Source organism: Cryobacterium melibiosiphilum (assembly GCF_003602235.1).
Classification (GTDB): Bacteria; Actinomycetota; Actinomycetes; order Actinomycetales; family Microbacteriaceae; genus Cryobacterium; species Cryobacterium melibiosiphilum.
In genome coordinates, this window is the sequence record NZ_QZVS01000089.1 from 51,283 (window position 1) to 69,930 (window position 18,648).

Annotated in this window: 16 protein-coding genes; 10 read left to right on the plus strand and 6 right to left on the minus strand. The window is 67.9% G+C overall.

Annotated elements, in window-relative coordinates; translation table 11 throughout:
* Nucleotides 1-69 precede the first annotated feature (69 nt).
* Complete coding sequence (locus D6T64_RS14275) at nucleotides 70-1,194, minus strand: acyltransferase family protein (protein WP_233551180.1); 1,125 nt, start codon at nucleotides 1,192-1,194, stop codon at nucleotides 70-72.
* Nucleotides 1,195-1,223: 29 nt separating this feature from the next.
* Between D6T64_RS14275 and D6T64_RS14280 the strand changes: the two genes are divergently transcribed.
* The gene (locus tag D6T64_RS14280; RefSeq protein ID WP_119975351.1) at nucleotides 1,224-2,006 is read left to right on the plus strand and encodes an SDR family oxidoreductase; all 783 of its coding nucleotides are present in this window, start codon (nucleotides 1,224-1,226) and stop codon (nucleotides 2,004-2,006) included.
* Nucleotides 2,007-2,279: 273 nt separating this feature from the next.
* On the opposite strand, the gene D6T64_RS14285 is transcribed toward D6T64_RS14280, so the two are convergent.
* From D6T64_RS14285 to D6T64_RS14295, 3 genes are read right to left on the minus strand one after another with little or no spacing between them, the layout of a single operon-like run.
* On the minus strand, nucleotides 2,280-3,902 hold the full coding sequence (locus D6T64_RS14285) for a solute symporter family protein (RefSeq protein ID WP_119975352.1): 1,623 nt from the start codon (nucleotides 3,900-3,902) through the stop codon (nucleotides 2,280-2,282).
* Complete coding sequence (locus tag D6T64_RS14290) at nucleotides 3,899-4,303, minus strand: DUF485 domain-containing protein (protein WP_119975353.1); 405 nt, start codon at nucleotides 4,301-4,303, stop codon at nucleotides 3,899-3,901. The genes D6T64_RS14285 and D6T64_RS14290 overlap by 4 nt, the downstream gene beginning before the upstream one ends.
* 57 nt (nucleotides 4,304-4,360) lie before the next feature.
* Complete coding sequence (locus tag D6T64_RS14295; protein ID WP_119975426.1) at nucleotides 4,361-6,298, minus strand: AMP-binding protein; 1,938 nt, start codon at nucleotides 6,296-6,298, stop codon at nucleotides 4,361-4,363.
* Nucleotides 6,299-6,402: 104 nt separating this feature from the next.
* Here D6T64_RS14295 and D6T64_RS14300 point away from each other — a divergent pair, with 104 nt between their 5' ends.
* From D6T64_RS14300 to D6T64_RS14330, 7 genes are all read left to right on the plus strand, one after another.
* The gene (locus D6T64_RS14300) at nucleotides 6,403-7,152 is read left to right on the plus strand and encodes a GntR family transcriptional regulator (protein ID WP_233551181.1); all 750 of its coding nucleotides are present in this window, start codon (nucleotides 6,403-6,405) and stop codon (nucleotides 7,150-7,152) included.
* Between the two features lie 44 nt (nucleotides 7,153-7,196).
* Nucleotides 7,197-8,732, plus strand: a complete 1,536-nt coding sequence (locus tag D6T64_RS14305) for an MmgE/PrpD family protein (protein ID WP_119975354.1) — start codon at nucleotides 7,197-7,199, stop codon at nucleotides 8,730-8,732.
* Nucleotides 8,732-9,649, plus strand: coding sequence for a methylisocitrate lyase (gene prpB, locus D6T64_RS14310; RefSeq protein WP_119975355.1), 918 nt, complete (start codon nucleotides 8,732-8,734; stop codon nucleotides 9,647-9,649). Before D6T64_RS14305 ends, prpB begins: the two co-directional genes overlap by 1 nt.
* Before the next feature lie 9 nt (nucleotides 9,650-9,658).
* Nucleotides 9,659-10,810: a bifunctional 2-methylcitrate synthase/citrate synthase gene (locus D6T64_RS14315; RefSeq protein WP_119975356.1), complete on the plus strand. Its 1,152-nt coding sequence runs from the start codon at nucleotides 9,659-9,661 to the stop codon at nucleotides 10,808-10,810.
* Nucleotides 10,811-10,937: 127 nt separating this feature from the next.
* Nucleotides 10,938-11,657, plus strand: a complete 720-nt coding sequence (locus tag D6T64_RS14320) for a Type 1 glutamine amidotransferase-like domain-containing protein (RefSeq protein ID WP_119975357.1) — start codon at nucleotides 10,938-10,940, stop codon at nucleotides 11,655-11,657.
* Nucleotides 11,658-11,724: 67 nt separating this feature from the next.
* Complete coding sequence (locus D6T64_RS14325) at nucleotides 11,725-12,375, plus strand: uracil-DNA glycosylase (RefSeq protein ID WP_119975428.1); 651 nt, start codon at nucleotides 11,725-11,727, stop codon at nucleotides 12,373-12,375.
* Nucleotides 12,376-12,404: 29 nt separating this feature from the next.
* Nucleotides 12,405-12,983 carry a GNAT family N-acetyltransferase gene (locus D6T64_RS14330; protein WP_199719172.1) on the plus strand — a complete coding sequence of 193 codons (579 nt, stop codon included), beginning with the start codon at nucleotides 12,405-12,407 and terminating at the stop codon, nucleotides 12,981-12,983.
* A gap of 56 nt (nucleotides 12,984-13,039) precedes the next feature.
* Here the strand turns inward: D6T64_RS14330 and D6T64_RS14335 are convergent, their stop codons facing one another.
* The gene (locus D6T64_RS14335) at nucleotides 13,040-13,897 is read right to left on the minus strand and encodes an SDR family NAD(P)-dependent oxidoreductase (RefSeq protein WP_233551183.1); all 858 of its coding nucleotides are present in this window, start codon (nucleotides 13,895-13,897) and stop codon (nucleotides 13,040-13,042) included.
* 46 nt (nucleotides 13,898-13,943) lie between these two features.
* Between D6T64_RS14335 and D6T64_RS14340 the strand changes: the two genes are divergently transcribed.
* Nucleotides 13,944-15,389 (plus strand): amidase, encoded by a 1,446-nt coding sequence (locus D6T64_RS14340; protein ID WP_119975360.1) that lies wholly within the window; start codon nucleotides 13,944-13,946, stop codon nucleotides 15,387-15,389.
* 517 nt (nucleotides 15,390-15,906) lie between these two features.
* Here the strand turns inward: D6T64_RS14340 and D6T64_RS14345 are convergent.
* Complete coding sequence (locus tag D6T64_RS14345; protein WP_119975361.1) at nucleotides 15,907-18,075, minus strand: MMPL family transporter; 2,169 nt, start codon at nucleotides 18,073-18,075, stop codon at nucleotides 15,907-15,909.
* A gap of 56 nt (nucleotides 18,076-18,131) precedes the next feature.
* On the opposite strand from D6T64_RS14345, the gene D6T64_RS14350 reads away from it, so the two are divergent.
* Nucleotides 18,132-18,647 (plus strand): MarR family winged helix-turn-helix transcriptional regulator, encoded by a 516-nt coding sequence (locus D6T64_RS14350; RefSeq protein WP_233551185.1) that lies wholly within the window; start codon nucleotides 18,132-18,134, stop codon nucleotides 18,645-18,647.
* Nucleotide 18,648 lies beyond the last annotated feature (1 nt).

The window sequence follows — 18,648 nt, forward strand, 5'->3', positions numbered from 1 at the left end:
CACGGTGCCGCGGGGCCACAATGGTGCCCGCAACACGGCGTCATCTGGCCCGGCGGCGGCGCCGGAAACCTACTTGCGGTCGTGATGTGGCAGCACGATCGTGCCCGTCGGTGTCGCCGCGGTGGGCCGGAACAGCCATCGGGCGCGGGGCTCGACCAGCGGGCGAAAAACGCGCTTCACGATCCGTTGGGACAGCGCGAGGGAGATCAGCACGCTCAGCACGATCAGGGCCGGAAGCAGCCAGCCCGGCTGGGGTCCCTCGAGCAACCCGGTCTCCCGCAGCGGGTAGAGCACAAAACTGTGCAGGAGATAGATGTACATCGTTGCCGCGCCGAGCGGGGTGAACCACACCGTGCGGCGGGGGATCAGCATCAGGAAGGCCACGATAAGCGCGAAGGCCAGCAGCATCAGGCCGAGGCGGATGCCGCCGGCCCAGAGCTGGTCGTAGCCGAAGAGGGCGTACGCCTCGTCGTAGAGGAAGAAACTGCGCACCCGCAGGTCGCGGAGGCCCTCGATGAAGATCACACAGACGAGGAATAGAGCGGCAAAGAGAGCGATCGCCCCGGCTCGCCACTGCCAAACCGCCCGGGCGTGTAGCTCGAGCCAGTCGCCGGTCAGCTGCCACTGGCGCAGTTTCCAGCCGAACACGAAGAACGGGAGCAGGCCGATCGTGCGGGACAGCGCGAAGGTGCTGTCGATCTGCTCGACGTAGCCGGCGCCGATGGAGACGACGATGCTGATGAGCAGTGGGTAGCGCAGCAGCACCAGGTAGGGCAACAGGATGCGCCAGACGAGCAGGGCGAGCAGAAACCACAGCGTCCACGAGGCGCTCGAGTAGTCGAGTTGGAACGGTGCCCCGAGCAACCAGCGGATGGTCGTCCAGATCGTCTCGAAGACCACGAAGGGAAAGACCAGGTCGGTGAGCAGCCGGTGCAGCTGCCGCGTGCCGGGCGGACCGGACTTCGCGAAGTATCCGCTGACGGCGACGAACACCGGCACGTGGAACGCATAGATGAAGAGGTACGTCGCGTAGGCAGTGTCGGAGTCGCCGATGAGCTTCAGGATGGCGTGCCCGACGACCATCAGGGTGATGGCGATCCAGCGGGCGTTATCCCAGAGCGGGACGCGGCGGCCGTGGCTCGGCGGGGCGACCGGAGGCATGGACGGGTGCGGGATGCGGGGGACGGCGCTCATCCGTTCCATTGTGCCGCCAGAATGGGGGAATGGAAACTCGACGAGCAGTTGTGACCGGAGCAAGTTCGGGAATTGGAGCGGCCACCGTGCGCCTGTTCCGGCAGCACGGCTGGCAGGTGGTGGGGGTCGCTCGGCGCGCCGATCGACTGGCGGCGCTCGCCGCGGAGACCGGGTGCGACGTGTTCACGGCCGATCTGACGCGGCAGCAGGACGTGGATTCACTGCGGGACTACCTCGCGGCATCCGGTGCCGTGCACGTTCTGGTGAACAATGCCGGCGGTGCGAAGGGCCTCGACTCGGTCGAGGCGTCGAGCATCGACGACTGGGCCTGGATGTACGAGATCAACGTGCTCGCGGTCAAGCGCATGACGAGCGCGATGTTGCCGCTGCTGCGGGCGTCGATAGCCGCTGAAGGCGGTTCGGCCGACATCGTCACGGTCACCTCGATCGCCGGTCACGTCGCGTACCTCGGTGGGGGAGGGTACAACGCCGCGAAGTTCGCGGCGCACGCGATGACCGAGGTGTTGCGACTCGAGCTGAACGGCGAGCCGATCCGGGTGATCGAGATCGCGCCCGGCATGGTCAAGACCGACGAATTCGGGCTCGTGCGGTTCGACGGCGACGAGGAGAAGGCGGCGGCGGCGTATGTGGGCGTGGCGAACCCGCTGACGGCGGAGGACATCGCCGAGACCATCGTCTCGGCTGTGGAGCTCCCGGCGCACGTGAACCTCGACCTGATCACGATCAAGCCGGTCGCGCAGGCGGCGCCGACCCGCATCGCCCGTGGGCCGCTGATTCCCCGCGCGGACTAGTTCGCTGCGCGCGGGCCAGCACGGCACGGAGGGCGCCAGCGACGGATGTCGCGGCGCAAGTCCCGCGCAGCGGCGCAGTGTGCACGCGGGCAGGGGCAGAGCGGTCCGCATGCTGGAGTCGCCGCGATCTCTGTGAGCCCGCCGTTCGCCCCACTGTTAACGACCGCGAGAGCGGGCGAATCGTCGCTCAGACAGTGTCCAAGCGACGGTTCACCCGCTCTCGCGAGATCACACGTGGTGCGGTGTGCGGGTTGTGCGGGTAGTGCTGTGTGGCTAGTGCTCCACGGCCTTTTCGGCTCCGTGGCCGGTGAGTGAACGCACGGCCATTTCGGCGGCCAGGTGCGGGTCTTCACGACGGCTGCTGGTGACCGTGCCGAGCCAGCCGAGGAAGAAGCCGAGCGGGATCGAGATGATGCCCGGGTTCTTCAGCGGGAAGATGGCGAAGTCGACGCCCTCGCCGAACATGGAGGTCGGCTCGCTCGAGAACACCGGGGAGAAGATGATCAGCAGAACGGCCGAAGCCAGTCCGCCGTACATGCTCCACACGGCGCCGCGGGTGCTGAAGTTCTTCCAGAACAGCGAGTACAGGATGGTCGGCAGGTTGGCGCTCGCCGCGACGGCGAAGGCCAGGGCGACCAGGAAGGCGATGTTCTGCCCCTGCACGCCGATACCACCGGCGATAGCGAGAATTCCGATGACGATCACCGTGCGACGGGCAACCTTGACTTCGGCGTCGGGGGTGGCCTTGCCCTTCTTGATGACGCTCGCGTAGATGTCGTGAGCGAAGGACGTGGCCGCCGTGATCGTGATGCCGGCGACCACCGCGAGGATCGTCGCGAAGGCGATCGCCGAGATGAAGCCGAGCAGGATCGGTCCACCGAGTGCGAGCGAGAGCAGCGGGGCGGCCGAGTTCACGCCACCGGGAGCGGCGAGGATGGTTTCGCCACCGACGAGGGCCGCGGCACCGAAGCCGAGGACCAGGGTGAAGACGTAGAACCCGCCGATGAGCCAGATGGCCCAGACGACGCTCTTGCGGGCTTCCTTCGCGGTCGGAACCGTGTAGAAACGCATGAGCACGTGGGGGAGACCGGCGGTACCGAGCACGAGCGCGATGGCGAGGGAGATGAAGTCGAGCGGGTTGGCTCCGTATGCGAGCCCCGGCGCCAGGATGGCGGCGGCGGGTTCGTGGGTGGAGTTCTCCACGGCACTGGCCAGCACGGTGGAGAGATTGAACCCGTTGAGCACGAGCACCCAGATGGTCATACCGAAGGCGCCGATGATGAGCAGGAACGCCTTGATGATCTGCACCCAGGTGGTGCCCTTCATGCCACCGACCAGTACGTAGACGATCATCAGGATGCCGACGACCGAGACGACGATGGACTGGCCGAGCTTGTCGTTGATACCGAGCAGCAGCGACACGAGTCCGCCGGCGCCGGCCATCTGGGCCAGCAGGTAGAAGAAGCACACGGCGAGGGTGGTCGTGGCTGCGGCAACCCGCACGGGGCCCTGCTTCAGACGGAAGGAGAGCACATCGGCCATGGTGAACTTGCCGGTGTTGCGCATCAGCTCGGCAACGAGCAGAAGGGCGACGAGCCAGGCGACCAGGAAGCCGATGGAATACAGGAATCCGTCGTATCCGTTGACCGCGATCGCCCCGACAATGCCGAGGAACGATGCCGCCGACAGGTAGTCGCCGGCGATGGCGAACCCGTTCTGGGTTCCGGTGAAGGAGCGGCCACCGGTGTAGTAATCGGCCGCGCTCTTGTTATTGCGACCGGCACGGATGACCACGATCATGGTCACCGCGACGAACGCGAGGAAAATCGAGATGTTGAGAACGGGGTTGTTCTCGGTCGTGGCGTCTACGGCCATCTGGATCAGTGGGGCGCTCATGACTTGGCCAATCCTGCACGACGGTCGATCTCGGACTGTTCGGATGCGGTCGTCCCCGCGCGCTCCATGGCTTCAAGCTTGGTGCGCATGGCGAGGCTGAGCGGGTCGAGGCGGCGGTTCGCGAAGGACACGTACCACATGGTGATGATGAAAGTCGTGGCGACCTGGGCAAGCCCGAGTACCAGACCGAGGTTGATCAGCCCGAACACCGGGATCGCCATGACGGACGGCGCGTAGGCCGCCATCAGGACGAAACCGAAGTACCACACCAGGAAGAATGCGGTGAGGGGGAAGACAAATCGACGGTGTCGGCTCTGCAGTTCAAGGAACTGGGCCGATTCCTCAATTTCTAGGTAGTCGATCTTCGACTTTGAAGAGCTGACCGGTGTTGCGTCATTCATGGAATCTCCTGTCTTGCTTCGTTGCGTACAAAAGGGGGTAAATCCAGGGGGTGGAACTCAGGGTTGGTGCTGTGGTGCGGCGGCGTGAACCGCGAGTCGAAGGGCATCCAGGACGGTGGGGTCCTCGATGGTCGGGGGAACCGTGTACGGCTCCCCGTCAACGATCTGCCGAATGGTCTTGCGCAGAATCTTTCCCGAACGGGTCTTGGGGAGGCGGTCGAGAATGGTCACGTCGCGGAATGCGGCGACGGGGCCGACGTGCTCGCGCACGAGGCTGACGAGTTCTCGGGCCAGGGTGTCATGGTCAATGGTTTCGCCGGCCTTGAGGGTGACGAAGCCGGCAGCGCGCTGGCCTTTCAGGGCGTCGTGCACGCCGAGAACGGCGCACTCGGCAACGGACGGATGAAGGGTAAGCACCTCCTCGAGGGAACCGGTCGACAGGCGGTGCCCGGCGACGTTGATCACGTCGTCGGTGCGGCCCATCACGAACAGGTACCCGTCTTCATCGAAGTGTCCTGAGTCACCCGTAGCGTAGTAGCCGGGGAAGGCACTGAGATAGGCGCTGGCGAACCTTTCTTCGCTTCCCCATACCCCCAGAAGGGCCCCGGGCGGCAGCGGCAGGCGGATGGCGATATTGCCGTCCTTGCCGGCCTTCGTGATGCGCTTGCCCTTGGAGTCGAGGATGTCGATGGCATAGCCGGGTACCGGAACGGTGGCCGAGCCGGGCTTGGTGGGCAGGGCTTCGATCCCGAGCGGGTTGGCGGCGATGGCCCAGCCCGTTTCGGTCTGCCACCAGTGGTCGACGACGGGGCAGTGCAGCCCGTCGTTGGCCCAGTGGAAGGTTTCGGGGTCGAGGCGCTCACCGGCGAGGAACAGGGCGGTGAGGCTCGAGACGTCGTAGTTCTTCAGTTCGAGGAACTCGGGGTCGACCCGGCGAATGGCGCGGATGGCGGTCGGCGCGGTGAAGAGCACCTGCACCTTGTACTCGTTGACGACCCGCCAGAAGGCGCCGGCGTCGGGGGTGCCGATCGGTTTGCCCTCGTAGATGACGGTGGTCGCGCCGACGAGGAGCGGGGCGTAAACGATGTAGGAATGCCCCACGACCCAGCCGACGTCCGAGGCCGCCCAGTAGACATCGCCCGCGTGCACGTTGTAGATGTTGCTCATCGACCAGTTGAGGGCGACGGCGTGGCCGCCGTTGTCGCGCACGATTCCCTTGGGGTTTCCCGTGGTGCCCGAGGTGTACAGGATGTAAAGCGGGTCGTCGGAGCGCAGGCTGACCGGATCGGCGGGAGCAGCGGCATCCTCTTCGGTGGCCCAGTCGAGCCAGACGGTCTCGCCGGGGCCGGTGAAGTCGGCGGCACTGCCCGGAATGGATTCCCGGTCGCGCACGATGACGGTGCGCACCGATCCGGCGCTGAGGGTAAGGGCCTTCTGCACGAGGGGCAGGTATTCCACGACTCGTCCGGGCTCGAGGCCGCCGGAGGACGTGACGATGACGGAGGGGCGGGCGTCGTCGATGCGCACGGCCAGTTCGGTGGCCGCGAAGCCGCCGAAGACGACCGAGTGGATGGCGCCGATGCGCGCGCAGGCGAGCATGGCGACGATGGCCTCGGGGATCATCGGCAGGTAGATGATGACGCGGTCGCCCTTGCCGACGCCGTTGGCGCGCAGCGCCCCGGCGAACTTGGCAACGCGGCCGAGGAGTTCGTGGTAGGTCAGCGACAGTTTGGTGCCGGTCATTGCGGAGTCGTAGATGAGCGCGGTCTGGTTGCCGCGGCCCGCGATCACGTGACGGTCGAGGGCGTTGTAGCTGGTGTTGAGCTCGCCTTCCGGAAACCAGCGCGCGGAGCCGGCCGTCGACGAGGATGCGGCCAGCGCGGTGCGCGGCGGAACGAACCAGTCGATGCCCTGGGCCGCGTTCAGCCAGAAGGACTCGGGTTCGTCGATGCTCTGCTGCCAGGTCTCGCGGTAGCTGCGTGGTTCGTCGATCATGTTGAACCTCTCCATTGAAGTTTCTGTATACAAACAACGGTGAAAGTATTGCATACAACCGGGGTGAGGGGAATAGGATCAGTCTTGTGTATACAGAAACCGCAATGATGGGGTCTTCGACACCTCTACGAGCCAGCGAGCGAGCCTATCGGCAGCTGCGTGGCGAGATTCTCGACGGCGTGCTCGCGCCGGGCACCGGCCTGCTCGAAGTCGAGCAGGCCGAACGGATCGGAGTCTCGCGCACCCCGTTGCGTGAGGCCGTGGCGCGCCTGATCGCCGACGGACTGGTCACCGGCCGCACCGGTCGCGGCTTCGAGGTGACGGAGATCTCCGTCGACAGCATCGGCGAGCTCTACGAGCTGCGCCAGGCGCTGGAACTTCAGGCCGTGCGGCTGGCCGCCGAGAGGCGCGACCCACAGGCGTTCCTCGTGCTGCGCGAACAGTTCCTCACCGCGCCCGAACTGTTGCTGCACGGTGATTCCGGTGTGCACCGCTATTACACGCTCATCGAGGAATTCGAAGAGGCCATCGATGCGGCCGTCGTCAACCCGTTCCTGGTGGGAGCGCTGCGCAGCGTGCGCACGCACCTGGCCCGCATCCGTCGCCTGGCCCGCAAGAATTCGCTGCGGCTGCGCCAGGCCGCGGCCGAGCACCTGCTGATCATCGACGCGATCATCGCGGGCGACCCATCGCTCGCCGCGCACGCGGCTCACGTGCACCTGCACATGAGCCTGACGAGCGTGCTGCGGGCCATCGATGAAGAGGCCCTGGCCCGCGGCGGACAGCCCGTGCCCGCGGAGATCGGTGGCCCCTCGAGTGCCGCCGTCTACCCCACAATTTCACCGTCCTCGTGACCCCACAGCTCAAGACATCCGCATTGCCTACGAAGGGATCCACCGTGCAGCTCCACAACGTTCGTGTTCACCGCAGCGACGAAAATCTGGCCCGAAAAGACCAGCTGGCCTGGAAAATTGCCGAGGTCGCCGCCGACCCCATCCCCGTATCCGACGAGGTGACCGAAATGGTCATCAACCGGCTCATCGACAACGCCTCCGTCGCCGCCGCATCCCTCACCCGGGCGCCCGTCACCGCCGCCCGCGCGCAGGCGATGGCGCACCCGCGTTCCAACGGCGGCGAAGGATCCACCGTCTTCGGCCTCGGCTTCGGCCGCCGCGTCTCCCCGGAATGGGCCGCCTGGGCCAACGGCGTCGCCGTGCGCGAACTCGACTTCCACGACACCTTCCTCGCTGCCGAGTACTCCCACCCGGGCGACAACATCCCGCCGATCCTCGCCGTGGCCCAGCACCTTGCCACCGCGCGCGGCCTGTCCGGCAGCGACCTGGTTCGCGGCATCGCCACCGGCTACGAGATCCAGATCGACCTCGTGAAGTCGATCAGCCTGCACGAGCACAAGATCGACCACGTGGCCCACCTCGGCCCGTCGGCCGCCGCCGGCATCGGAACCCTGCTCGGCCTCGACGAAGAGACCATTTTTCAGGCCGTCGGCCAGGCCCTGCACACCACGACCGCGACGCGGCAGTCACGCAAGGGCGAAATCTCCAGCTGGAAGGCGCACGCCCCGGCCTTCGCCGGCAAGATGGCCGTCGAGGCCGTCGACCGCGCCATGCGCGGGCAGACCAGCCCGACCCCGATCTATGAGGGCGAAGACGGTGTCATCGCTTGGCTGCTCGACGGACCGGACGCGGCCTACGAAGTCTTCCTCCCCAAATCGGGCTCGGCCAAGCGCGCGATCCTCGACAGCTATACCAAGGAGCACTCGGCCGAATATCAGGCGCAGGCGCTGATCGACCTCGGCCGCAAGCTGCACCGCGAGCACCCGGAACTGGTCGATCCGGCCAACGTCGCCGGCATCGTCATCCACACCTCGCACCACACGCACTACGTGATCGGCTCCGGCGCGAACGACCCGCAGAAGTACGACCCCACGGCCAGCCGGGAGACCCTCGACCACTCGGTGCCGTACATCTTCACGGTCGCGCTGCAGGACGGCACCTGGGACCACGTCGATTCCTACAGCCCCGAGCGCGCCGGCCGTGCCGACACGATCGCGCTCTGGAACAAGGTCACCACGCAGGAAGACAAGGAGTGGACCCGTCGGTACCACTCCATCGACCCGGCCGAGAAGGCGTTCGGCGCCCGCGTCGAAATCGAACTGACCGACGGCAGTCGCATCGTGGAGGAGATCGCGGTCGCCGATGCGCATCCGCTCGGTGCCAAGCCGTTCGCCCGGGCCGAGTACGTGAACAAGTTCCGTACCCTCGCCGCCGATGTGCTCGACCAGAGCGAGATCGAGCGTTTTCTCGACGTCGCCCAGAACCTGCCGAATCTGAAGGCCGGCGACCTCGGCCGCCTCACCATCATCGCGCGCCCCGGACTGCTGTCCTCCCTCGTCACCCCGAACGGAATCTTCTAATGCTCTATGCCAGTGCCTCCCCGTACGACAAGCGCGCCGCCTTTCGCGCCGAGCTGGCGACCGGGCGGTTGCTGCGGTTCCCCGGGGCGTTCAACCCGCTCTCGGCGAAGCTGATCCAGAACAAGGGCTTCGAGGGCGTCTACGTCTCGGGTGCGGTGCTCTCGGCCGACCTCGGGCTGCCCGACATCGGCCTGACCACCCTCACCGAGGTGGCCGGCCGTAGTGCCCAAATTGCGCGGATGACCGAACTCCCCACGATCGTGGACGCCGACACCGGCTTCGGTGAGCCGATGAACGTGGCGCGCACCGTGCAGACGCTCGAAGACGCCGGGCTCGCCGGGCTGCACATCGAGGACCAGGTCAACCCGAAACGCTGCGGGCACCTCGACGGCAAGCAGGTCGTCGACGAGAACACCGCACTCAAGCGCATCAGAGCCGCTGTTGACGCCCGCCGGGACCCGAACTTCCTGATCATGGCGCGCACGGACATCCGTGCCGTCGACGGCCTCGACGCCGCGGTCGACCGGGCCAAGAAGCTCGCCGATGCCGGAGCGGATGCGATCTTCCCCGAGGCCATGGCGAGCCTGGCCGAGTTCGAGGCGATTCGCGCCGCCGTCGACGTGCCGCTGCTGGCGAACATGACCGAGTTCGGAAAAAGCGAACTGTTCACGGTCAGCCAGCTCGCCGATGTGGGCATGAACATCGTCATCTTCCCCGTATCGCTGCTGCGCCTGGCGATGGGCGCCGCCGAACGCGGCCTCGACACGATCATCACCGAAGGCTCGCTCACCTCGATCCTGCCCGAGATGCAGCACCGCCACGACCTGTACGAGCTGCTGGACTACAAGGCCTACAGCGAGTTCGACTCCGATATCTTCAACTTCACGATCGACCCGCACGTTGCCGTGCAGGCCTAGGAGAATTCCATGACTAACACCCTCATTCCGGAAGCGCCCGTCGCCCCGAAGATCTTCAAGGGCCTCGCCGGTGTCGTCGTCGACACCACCGCGGTCTCCAAGGTCAACCCCGAGACCAACTCGCTGCTCTACCGCGGCTACCCGGTGCAGGAACTCGCCGCGAAGTGCACCTTCGAAGAGGTCGCCTTTCTGCTCTGGAACGGCGAGCTGCCGACAGCAGAAGAGCTGGCCGCCTTCGAACAGCAGGAGCGCTCGCTGCGCCACCTCGACGCCGCCGTGCGCCGGGTCATCGACGAGCTGCCGTTCACCGCCCACCCGATGGACGTCGTGCGCACCGCCGTCAGCGTCATCGGGGCCCGCGACCCCGAAGCCGGCGACGATTCACCCGAAGCCGACCAGGCCAAGGCGATGCGGCTGATGGCCCAGCTGCCGGCCATCGTGGCGTACGACCAGCGTCGCCGCACCGGGCTGCCCCTGGTCGAGCCGCGGGGCGACCTCGGGTATTCGGCGAACTTCCTCTATATGACGTTCGGCGAGGTGCCGGAACTCGTCGTGGTCAACGCCTTCGACGTGTCGATGATCCTGTACGCGGAGCACTCCTTCAACGCGTCCACGTTCACCGCCCGGGTCATCACCTCGACCCTGTCCGACCTGTACTCGGCGGTGACCGGCGCGATCGGCGCGCTCAAGGGTGCCCTGCACGGCGGTGCCAACGAGGCCGTCATGCATACCTTCACCGAGATCGGCCTCGACGACGGGGCCGCCGACCGGGCTGCGCCGTGGCTCGAGCAAGCGCTGCTCGACAAGCGTAAGATCATGGGCTTCGGGCACCGCGTCTACAAGAGCGGCGACTCCCGGGTGCCCACCATGCGAGCCGCGCTCGTGACGCTCGTGGAGCACTACGAACGCCCCGAGATGCTCGACCTGTACAACGCCCTCGAAACGGCGATGACCACGCGGAAGGCGATCCTGCCGAACCTCGACTACCCGTCGGGGCCGGCGTACCACCTGATGGGCTTCGACACCCTCACGTTCACGCCGCTCTTCGTGGCTGCCCGGGTCACCGGGTGGACCGCGCACATCATTGAGCAGCGCGCCGCGAACGCGCTGATTCGCCCGCTCTCGGTGTACAACGGCCCCGAGGAACGCCACCTGCCCTAACGGCGGCACATGCTCGGCGGGGAAGGCCGTGGTGTGGCGTTTAGCATGGTGCCATGGCCTTTCCTGAGATTCTCGCAGCACCGACGACCCCCGTACCCTCGATCGACGCAGGGGCGGGGGTCTTCGCATGAGTATCCACCTGGTCGGCGGCGGGTCGGCCGCGGAGCAGTACGCGAGTGTGTACGGGCCGTTCCTGGCCGAAGCGGCGGCGCGCGCCGTGGCATCCGGTCGTGAAGAACCCCGCATCGCGATCGTGACCGTGGGCAGCGGGCCCGGCGACCTGCACGGCACCGAGCTCGCGGCCGCCCTCGCGGCCGCCGGCCCCGTCGAGCCGCGCCACACGGCGCTGGCCCGCGGCGATCTCGCGACCCTGCTGGCGGTCGCGGATGTCGACGGTATCCTCATCGGCGGCGGCGTCACCCCCGACTACCTCGCGGCCCTGCTGCCGATCGCCGGCGAGATCCGGCGCCAGGTCTCCGCGGGCGTGCCCTACCTCGGGTTCTCCGCCGGCGCGATGATCGCCGCGGAACGCGCCCTCGTCGGCGGCTGGCTGATCGGCGGTGTCGAGGTCAGCCCCGAGGACAGCTCGGACGGTCTCGATGAGGTCACCGTGCTGCCCGGAATCGGCCTGCTCGACGTGACCGTGGAGGTGCACGCCGCCCAGCGCGGCAACCTGTCGCGGCTGATCGCCGCAACCGAGGCCGGCCTCAGCGAAGGAGGGCTGGCGATCGACGAGAACTCGGCGCTCGTGATCGGCGAGGGCGCGCTCGCCGTCGTCGGCTCCGGCAGCGTCTGGCGGGTCAGCCAGGCCGAAGGCGGAGTGCTCGTGAGCACCTTTGGCGCCTAGCCCGGTGTCGGGCGCCGCACCGGCTCCGGCCGACTGGACGCTCGCCGGCCTCGTCGCGGCCGGCCTGATGGACCCCGGCTGGGCCGCGGCATTGGCGCCCGCCGAGGCGGGGCTGGCGGCAATCGGGGCATTCCTGGGCGCCGAGGCCGCCGCGGGGCGGGTCGTGCTGCCCGCCTCGGTGAACATCTTTCGGGCCTTCCAGGAGCCGTTCGCCGCGGTGCGGGTGCTCATCGTCGGGCAGGATCCGTATCCGACGCCGGGGCATCCGATCGGTCTGTCCTTCGCAACGGATGCCTCGGTGCGGCCCCTTCCGCGCAGCCTCGGCAACATCTACGCCGAGTTGCGTGCCGACCTCGGAGTCGCACCGCCCGCTCACGGCGACCTGAGTGCGTGGACCCGTCAGGGCGTGATGCTGCTCAACCGGGTACTCACGGTGCCGGCCGGGGACGCCGGCGCACACCGCAACCACGGCTGGGAGGCCGTGACCGCGCAGGCCGTGCGGGCGCTCGCCGCCCGGCCGACACCGCTCGTCACGATTCTCTGGGGCAAGCAGGCGGAAACCCTGACGCCGCTGCTCGGCGACACCGCCGTCATCGCCAGCGCGCACCCGAGCCCGCTGTCGGCGCGACGCGGGTTTATCGGTTCGCGGCCCTTCAGCCGGGCCAATGCGCTGCTCGCGGCGCAGGGGGCGGCAGCCGTCGACTGGACACTCGGCTAACCTTGATGGGAATGGAAAGGGAGTGCCCGGTGCTTGAGGAAGAATACGAGCCCCGTCGTCGGTTGCCTCGTCACCTGCGACCCGAAGCCGTACCGGAGAATCCCTTCGACTACACCCTGCGCGGGGTGCAGGCCCAGGATCTGCCGTACATCCGCGAGATCTACAACTACTACGTCGCCAACAGCACCGTCACCTTTGACGAGGATGCGATGACGCTCACCGAGTGGCGCGACAAGTTCTACTACCTGTCGCGGCTCGGCATGCCCTTCATCGTCGCCGAATCGCCGTCCGGGCAGATTCTCGGCTATGCCCTGGTCAGCCCGTGGAAGCAGAAGAAGGCCTACCGGTTCACGGTCGAGAACTCGATCTACCTCGGTGCGGCATCGACCGGCAAGGGCCTCGGCCGGGTGCTCATGCAGGAACTGATCGACCGCTCCAAGGCGGCTGGCCTGAAGGAGATCATCGCCGTGATCGCCGACCAGGGGGCGGATGCCTCGATCAAGCTGCACCGGGACTTCGGCTTCGAAGAGATCGGTCGCATGGGCAAGGTCGGCTTCAAATTCGAGCGGTGGCTCGGCACGGTGCTGCTGCAGAAGAGCCTGAAGTAACCCGAGCCCCGGCGAGCGGCGCCGTCAACGCCTGAGACAGTGCGCGGCGTGGCAACTCAGGAGTGTCGGCGCCTCCCGAGCACGGTCAGCACGGCCCGCCGCGGGGCGAGCGTCGAGACCTGGGCGAGCATGCGGTTGCGGGAGCCGTTCACGACGAGCGGCGGGGTGACCGCGCGGTCGAGGGCGGCGAAGCTGCTGCGCACCACGTCGTCGACCGTGAGGCTGCGGCGTGGGCGTTCGCCGGCGGGGGTGGTGCGCTGGGCGACGTCGGAGAATTCGGTGTCGACCAGTCCGGGGCAGACCGCGGTCACTTTGAGGCCGGTGCCGCGAGTCTCGTACCAGAGCGCCTCCGTGAAGCTGAGCACATAGGCCTTGCTGGCGGCGTAGACCGACATCCGCGGCACGGCCTGAAACGCCGCCGTGCTGGCGAAGTTCACGAGCGCGGCGGCGCCGGGTTCACGGGCGGCGGTGGCGACGAGGTCGGGCAACAGCGCCCGGGTCAGAATGGTGACTGCCTGCACGTTGAGAGCGATCTGCTCGGCCTCGCGGGCGGCATCCGCTTCGATGAAATTGCCGACCGTGCCGAAACCGGCGCTGTTGACGAGGGTGCCGATGGGGATTTTTCGGGTGCTGAGATCGGCGACGAGCTCGGCGACCGCGCCGGGGGCGGCCAGGTCGAGTGGGATGACCGTGGAGACGGTGCCGAATTTCTCGGCCAGGTCGACCGCGAGGGCTTCGAGGCGGTCCTGTCGGCGGGCAACGAGCACGAGGTCCGCGCAGCGCACGGCGAGTTCCCGGGCGAATCCTTCGCCGAGTCCGCTCGAGGCGCCGGTGACGAGGGCGACGGTGCCCATCGGGTTGAAGCCCGCAGCAGGGCGGGATCGGGACATCCACGGGAACACTGATCGCGCCATGGGCCTCACTTTAGCCGTGGGTGCGCCGCGTCACTAGGCTCGAACCATGTCCCAACCCCACGAACTGACCGCGCTCGAGCAGTGGCAGGCGCTGCAGCAGGACGAACTCAGCCCCGTCGAACTCACCGAGCACTACCTCGCCCGCATGGAGGCGATCAATCCGGCGGTCGGTGCTTTCGTCACCGTGACGGCCGCCGCGGCCCGCGCCCGCGCAGCTGACGTGCAGCGACGGGTCACCCGCACCGCGCCGATCTGGGGCCTGCCGTTCGGCGATAAGGATCTGCAGGAACGCGCCGGAGTTCCGGCTCGCGCCGGATCGCGCCTGATGAAGGACTATGTACCGACCCGATCCGACGACCTCGTGCAGGCGCTCGATACCGCCGGTGGCGTGAGCCTCGGCACGACGACCACGCCCGAGTTCGGGCTGACGTCGTACTCCGAAAACCTCGCGGGGGCCTCGGCCCGCAACCCGTGGAACCGCACCCTCGGCACCGGCGGTTCGAGCGGCGGAGCCGCCGCAGCGGTCGCCGCCCGCCTGCTTCCGTTCGCTCCCGGCAGCGACGGCGGCGGTTCGGTGCGCATCCCGGCCGCGGCGTGTGGACTCGTGGGGGTGAAGCCGTCCCGGGGGAGGGTGCCCGCGGCATCCGGTGTCGACAAGCTGGCCGGGCTGCCGGTCGCCGGCACCCTGGCCCGCACGGTAGCGGATGCCGCGCTGCTGCTCGACGCGATGATCGCGCCGCGAGATGGTCACCCCGACCATCACTTCGCCCTGCGTGCGCCGGGGGATGAGACCCCTCTGCTCGCCGCCGCCGTGCGCGGCGAGGGCCGCTTTCAACTGGGCGTGATGACGACGACCGCGTGGGATAACGACTACACGATCCAGATCGCTCCGGAGGCCCGGGCGGCCCTCGACGTGGCCGTGAATGCGTTCGCGGCCATGCACCATGGCCTTGAGCAGACCGCGCTCGAACCTGACGTGAGCTACGCCCCGGCGTTCCGCACGGTGTGGGAGGCGGGAGCGGCGAGCATCCCGGCCGAGACCGACGAGCAGCTGGCGCTGCTGGAGCCCCTGACCCGCTACCTGTTGCAACGCGGGCGGGCGCTCTCGGCGAGAAACCTCGGCGAGGCGCTCACGGCCCTGAGCGCGTACGAGCGCTCCTTCATTCGGCAGCTGTCCCGGTTCGACGCGGTGCTGACGCCGACGCTCGCGCTCACGCCGCGGCCGCTCGGCTGGTACGACCAGGGCGACCTCGAGCGCAACTTCGAGCAGCAGGTGCAGTACACGCCGTTCACGTCGATGGTGAACGTGGCCGGGCTGCCCGCGATCACCCTGCCGGTGTATCAGACGGATACCGGGCTGCCGATGGGTGTGCAGCTCATCGGGCGTCCTGGCGGGGAAGCGACCCTGTTCGCCCTCGGCGCCCAGCTGGAGCGGCGCATCCGCTGGCAGGATCGGGTCGCACCCGAGCCGCTGCACTCGCCCCGCGCCTGAGGCCGGGGCTGAGGCGGGCAGTGCGACGTCGCGAGAGTGCATCGCTCACGTTCAGGGCGCCAGGAGGGGCCATCTGGCACACGTGGCGCTGCCCGGCGTCCTTCCAAGGGGCGATCTCTGACACGTCGTGCGCGAGGTGTCACAGATGGCCCCATGGTTTTCGCGAGGTGTCAGAGATTGCCCCTTGAGTGGCTTCGAAGGGGCTTTCTCTGACACTTGACGGTGGCCCGTGACCCCCATGGGGCGTTCTGTGACACTTCGCTCGCGAGGCGTCACAGATGGCCCCATGGTTTTCGCGAGGTGTCACAGATGGCCCCATGGGTTTCGTGAGGTGTCAGAGATTGCCCCTTGATCGCCCCGCAAGGGGCAATCTTCGACACGTGACGGTGGCTCGTGACCCCCATGGGGCCATCTGTGACACTTCGGCGGATGCCTGCCGATGGGGCTTTTGTTGGCTTCTCGCTGACGAGATGCCAACAATGGCCCCTTGGCCTCCGGCTGCGGCGGCGCCGGGGTTTCAGGCGCGGTGCGCGGGAACCGGGGCGGCGTCGCTGTCGGAAGCGGCGGCATCCGTCGGCGAGACCGGGGAGGCCACCTTCACCGGGCGGCTCGGCCACCAGAACCGGTCGCCGACCAGGAACACGAGCGCCGGCACCAGCACCGTGCGCACGACGAGGGTGTCGAGCAGCACGCCGATGCAGACGATCACGCCGATCTGGGTGAGGGCCACGACCGGCAGCACGCCGAGCACCGCGAAGACGGCAGCGATCAGGATGCCGGCGCTCGTGATCACTGCGCCGGTGGATGACAGCGCGCGCACCATTCCTTCCTTCGTGCCGTAGTGCAGGTGTTCCTCGCGCGCCCGGGTGGTCAGGAAGATGTTGTAGTCCACGCCGAGGGCGACCAGGAAGAGGAACGCGAAGAGCACGACGTTGGTGTCGAAGGCCGGGAAGCCCAGCAGGTTCTGGAACAGAAAGTTCGACGCACCGAGGCTCGCAAAGAACGTGCCGAGCACCGTGATGATCAGCAGCACCGGCGCCACGAGGGAGCGCAGCAGCAGGGCCAGGATCACGAAGACGATGCCCAGGATCATCGGAATGATCAGGCCCTGGTCGGCCTCGGAGGCCGTACGGGTGTCGAGGGCCGTCGCATCCGTGCCGCCGACCAGGCTCTGCGACACCGCGCCGGAGGCATCCGCATAGCTCGCGCGCAGCGCCTCGATGGTGGCGAAGGTCGTGTCGCTGCCCGGTTCGCTGTCGAGGGACAGGTTGAGCCGGGTGAGCCCGCCGGCGGTCTCGCTGGTTTGCACGGCGGAGACGCCGGGGGTCGCGGAGGCGAGGTCGGCGGCGGCGCTCGCCGCGGCATCCGGTGCCAGGACCACGGTCTGGCTGGTGAGGCCGGCCGAGAACGAACTGTCGACAATGGCCTGCGCCTGCACCGATTCGGGATTTCCGAGCAGCTGGTCGGCCTGCGAGAGGCCGACCGCGGATCCGATCAGGCCGAGGCTCAGGCCGCCGATGAAGAGGGTCGACACGACCGTGACCACGACCGGGCGGCGGGCGACGCCGCGGCCGAGGCGGGTCCAGAAGCCGGCGCCACCTCCGGCCCGGTCGGCGTTCGCGCGAGCGGAGGCCGCATGTACCCGGGGGATGAACGGCCAGAACAGGCCGCGGCCACAGACCACGAGTGCCGCCGGCAGCACCACGAGTGCGAACAGGATCGCGATCAGCACGCCGATGGCACACGCGAAACCGAGGGCGCGGTTGCTGCCGAGGGAGGCGAAGAGCAACGTGAAGAGGCTCAGCGCGACCGTGCCGCCGCTCGCCGCAATCGCGGGGCCGGCGCTGCGCACCGCGGTCAGCATTGCGGCGTTGCGGCTCTCGGTGCGCAGCAGTTCTTCGCGGTACCGCGCCACGAGCAGCAGAGCGTAGTTGGTGCCGGCGCCGAAGACGAGCACCGAGAGGATGCCCGAGATCGACGCGTCAAGGGTGAATCCGAAGGGCCCGGCGAGGGCGCCGACGACGACGCCGGCGAGGCCGTCGGCCAGGCCCACCACGGTGAGGGGGACCAGCCAGAGCACCGGGCTGCGGTAGGTGACGATCAGCAGCACGGCGACGACGATCACGGTGACGAGCAGCAACCGAAAGTCGGCTCCGGCGAAGGCGTTGGTGATGTCGGCCTGAAATCCGACCGCTCCCGTGACATACGAGGTGAGGCCGGTCGGCAGATCGGCCGCCGCAGCCGAGCGGATGTCGCTGGCCGTCTTCGCGATATCGGCGTTGGCCTCGTCCGCATTCAGCGGAACGACGCTCAACGCGGCGGTGCCGTCGCTGCTGAACTGGGGAACGGTCGCCTGCGGGGCGATGGACGCAGATCCGAGCGCGGTCGCGTTGGTGGAGATCGCCGCACGGTCCGCGTCGGTCAAGGCCGTAGCGTTCGAGGCCGCGGACCCGGCGTCGTCGCGACTCCACACCACGATGGCCGACGTCGCGTCGGCCGAGGGGAACTCTTCCAGCAGGGACGCAACCTGGGCGGCCTGGCTCGAGGTCGGCAGCCCGGCGGTCGGGAATTCATCGGCTTCGCTGGCGGGCAGCAGGGTGAAAAGCAGGCCCACGGCGATCGCGGTCGCCGCGAGAACGAGCCACGACGTGCCGCGGCCGGTGATGAAACGGACGATCCCGATCACGAATTTTCCTCCAATGTGGTGTATTGCTTAGTTACTTAGCAACTACAAGGATTAGCATGATCCCTATGGAAGAAATGCGCAAGTCCGATTCAGGGCTGACGGAGGGTCGGCCGGAGCAGCTGCCGGAGTCGGGCGTGATCAGCGAACGCCTGCATGAGATCGTGACGCTGTCCCGGGATTTCGAGCGCCACGTCGGGCAGGCGCTGATGGTCAATGCCACCGACCTTGCGGCCATGGAACACCTGATGACGGCGGGGTCCCTGACCCCGAGCGAGCTCTCCCGGCGGCTCGACATTTCCACCGCGGCGACCACCCTCGTGGTCGACCGTCTGGTGGCGCTGAAGCACGTTCAGCGTCACCCGCACGCCCACGATCGCCGCAAGGTCGTCGTTGTGCCCGAGCCGGGCTCGGTCGCCCAGGCCTTCACTGAGTTGATGCCCGTCATCGGCGGCGTTGCCGCGCTCGAGGCCGCGATGCCGGAGGCCGACCGGGCGGTGGTCGAGGCCTTTCTGGCTCGGGTCGTCGCCATCTACGCCAACGCCCTCGAACCCGTTCGACCGCAGGTGGTCTAGC

Excerpts from the sequence above, each read along its gene's own strand:
- D6T64_RS14315 (WP_119975356.1), top strand. The coding sequence starts at position 9,659 with ATGACTAACACCCTCATTCCGGAAGCGCCCGTCGCCCCGAAGATCTTC.
- D6T64_RS14325 (WP_119975428.1), top strand. The coding sequence starts at position 11,725 with ATGGACCCCGGCTGGGCCGCGGCATTGGCGCCCGCCGAGGCGGGGCTG.
- D6T64_RS14320 (WP_119975357.1), top strand. The coding sequence starts at position 10,938 with ATGAGTATCCACCTGGTCGGCGGCGGGTCGGCCGCGGAGCAGTACGCG.
- D6T64_RS14300 (WP_233551181.1), top strand. The coding sequence starts at position 6,403 with ATGATGGGGTCTTCGACACCTCTACGAGCCAGCGAGCGAGCCTATCGG.
- D6T64_RS14290 (WP_119975353.1), bottom strand. The coding sequence starts at position 4,303 with ATGAATGACGCAACACCGGTCAGCTCTTCAAAGTCGAAGATCGACTAC.
- D6T64_RS14335 (WP_233551183.1), bottom strand. The coding sequence starts at position 13,897 with ATGGCGCGATCAGTGTTCCCGTGGATGTCCCGATCCCGCCCTGCTGCG.
- D6T64_RS14295 (WP_119975426.1), bottom strand. The coding sequence starts at position 6,298 with ATGATCGACGAACCACGCAGCTACCGCGAGACCTGGCAGCAGAGCATC.
- D6T64_RS14350 (WP_233551185.1), top strand. The coding sequence starts at position 18,132 with ATGATCCCTATGGAAGAAATGCGCAAGTCCGATTCAGGGCTGACGGAG.
- D6T64_RS14340 (WP_119975360.1), top strand. The coding sequence starts at position 13,944 with ATGTCCCAACCCCACGAACTGACCGCGCTCGAGCAGTGGCAGGCGCTG.
- D6T64_RS14280 (WP_119975351.1), top strand. The coding sequence starts at position 1,224 with ATGGAAACTCGACGAGCAGTTGTGACCGGAGCAAGTTCGGGAATTGGA.
- D6T64_RS14275 (WP_233551180.1), bottom strand. The coding sequence starts at position 1,194 with ATGAGCGCCGTCCCCCGCATCCCGCACCCGTCCATGCCTCCGGTCGCC.
- prpB (WP_119975355.1), top strand. The coding sequence starts at position 8,732 with ATGCTCTATGCCAGTGCCTCCCCGTACGACAAGCGCGCCGCCTTTCGC.
- D6T64_RS14285 (WP_119975352.1), bottom strand. The coding sequence starts at position 3,902 with ATGAGCGCCCCACTGATCCAGATGGCCGTAGACGCCACGACCGAGAAC.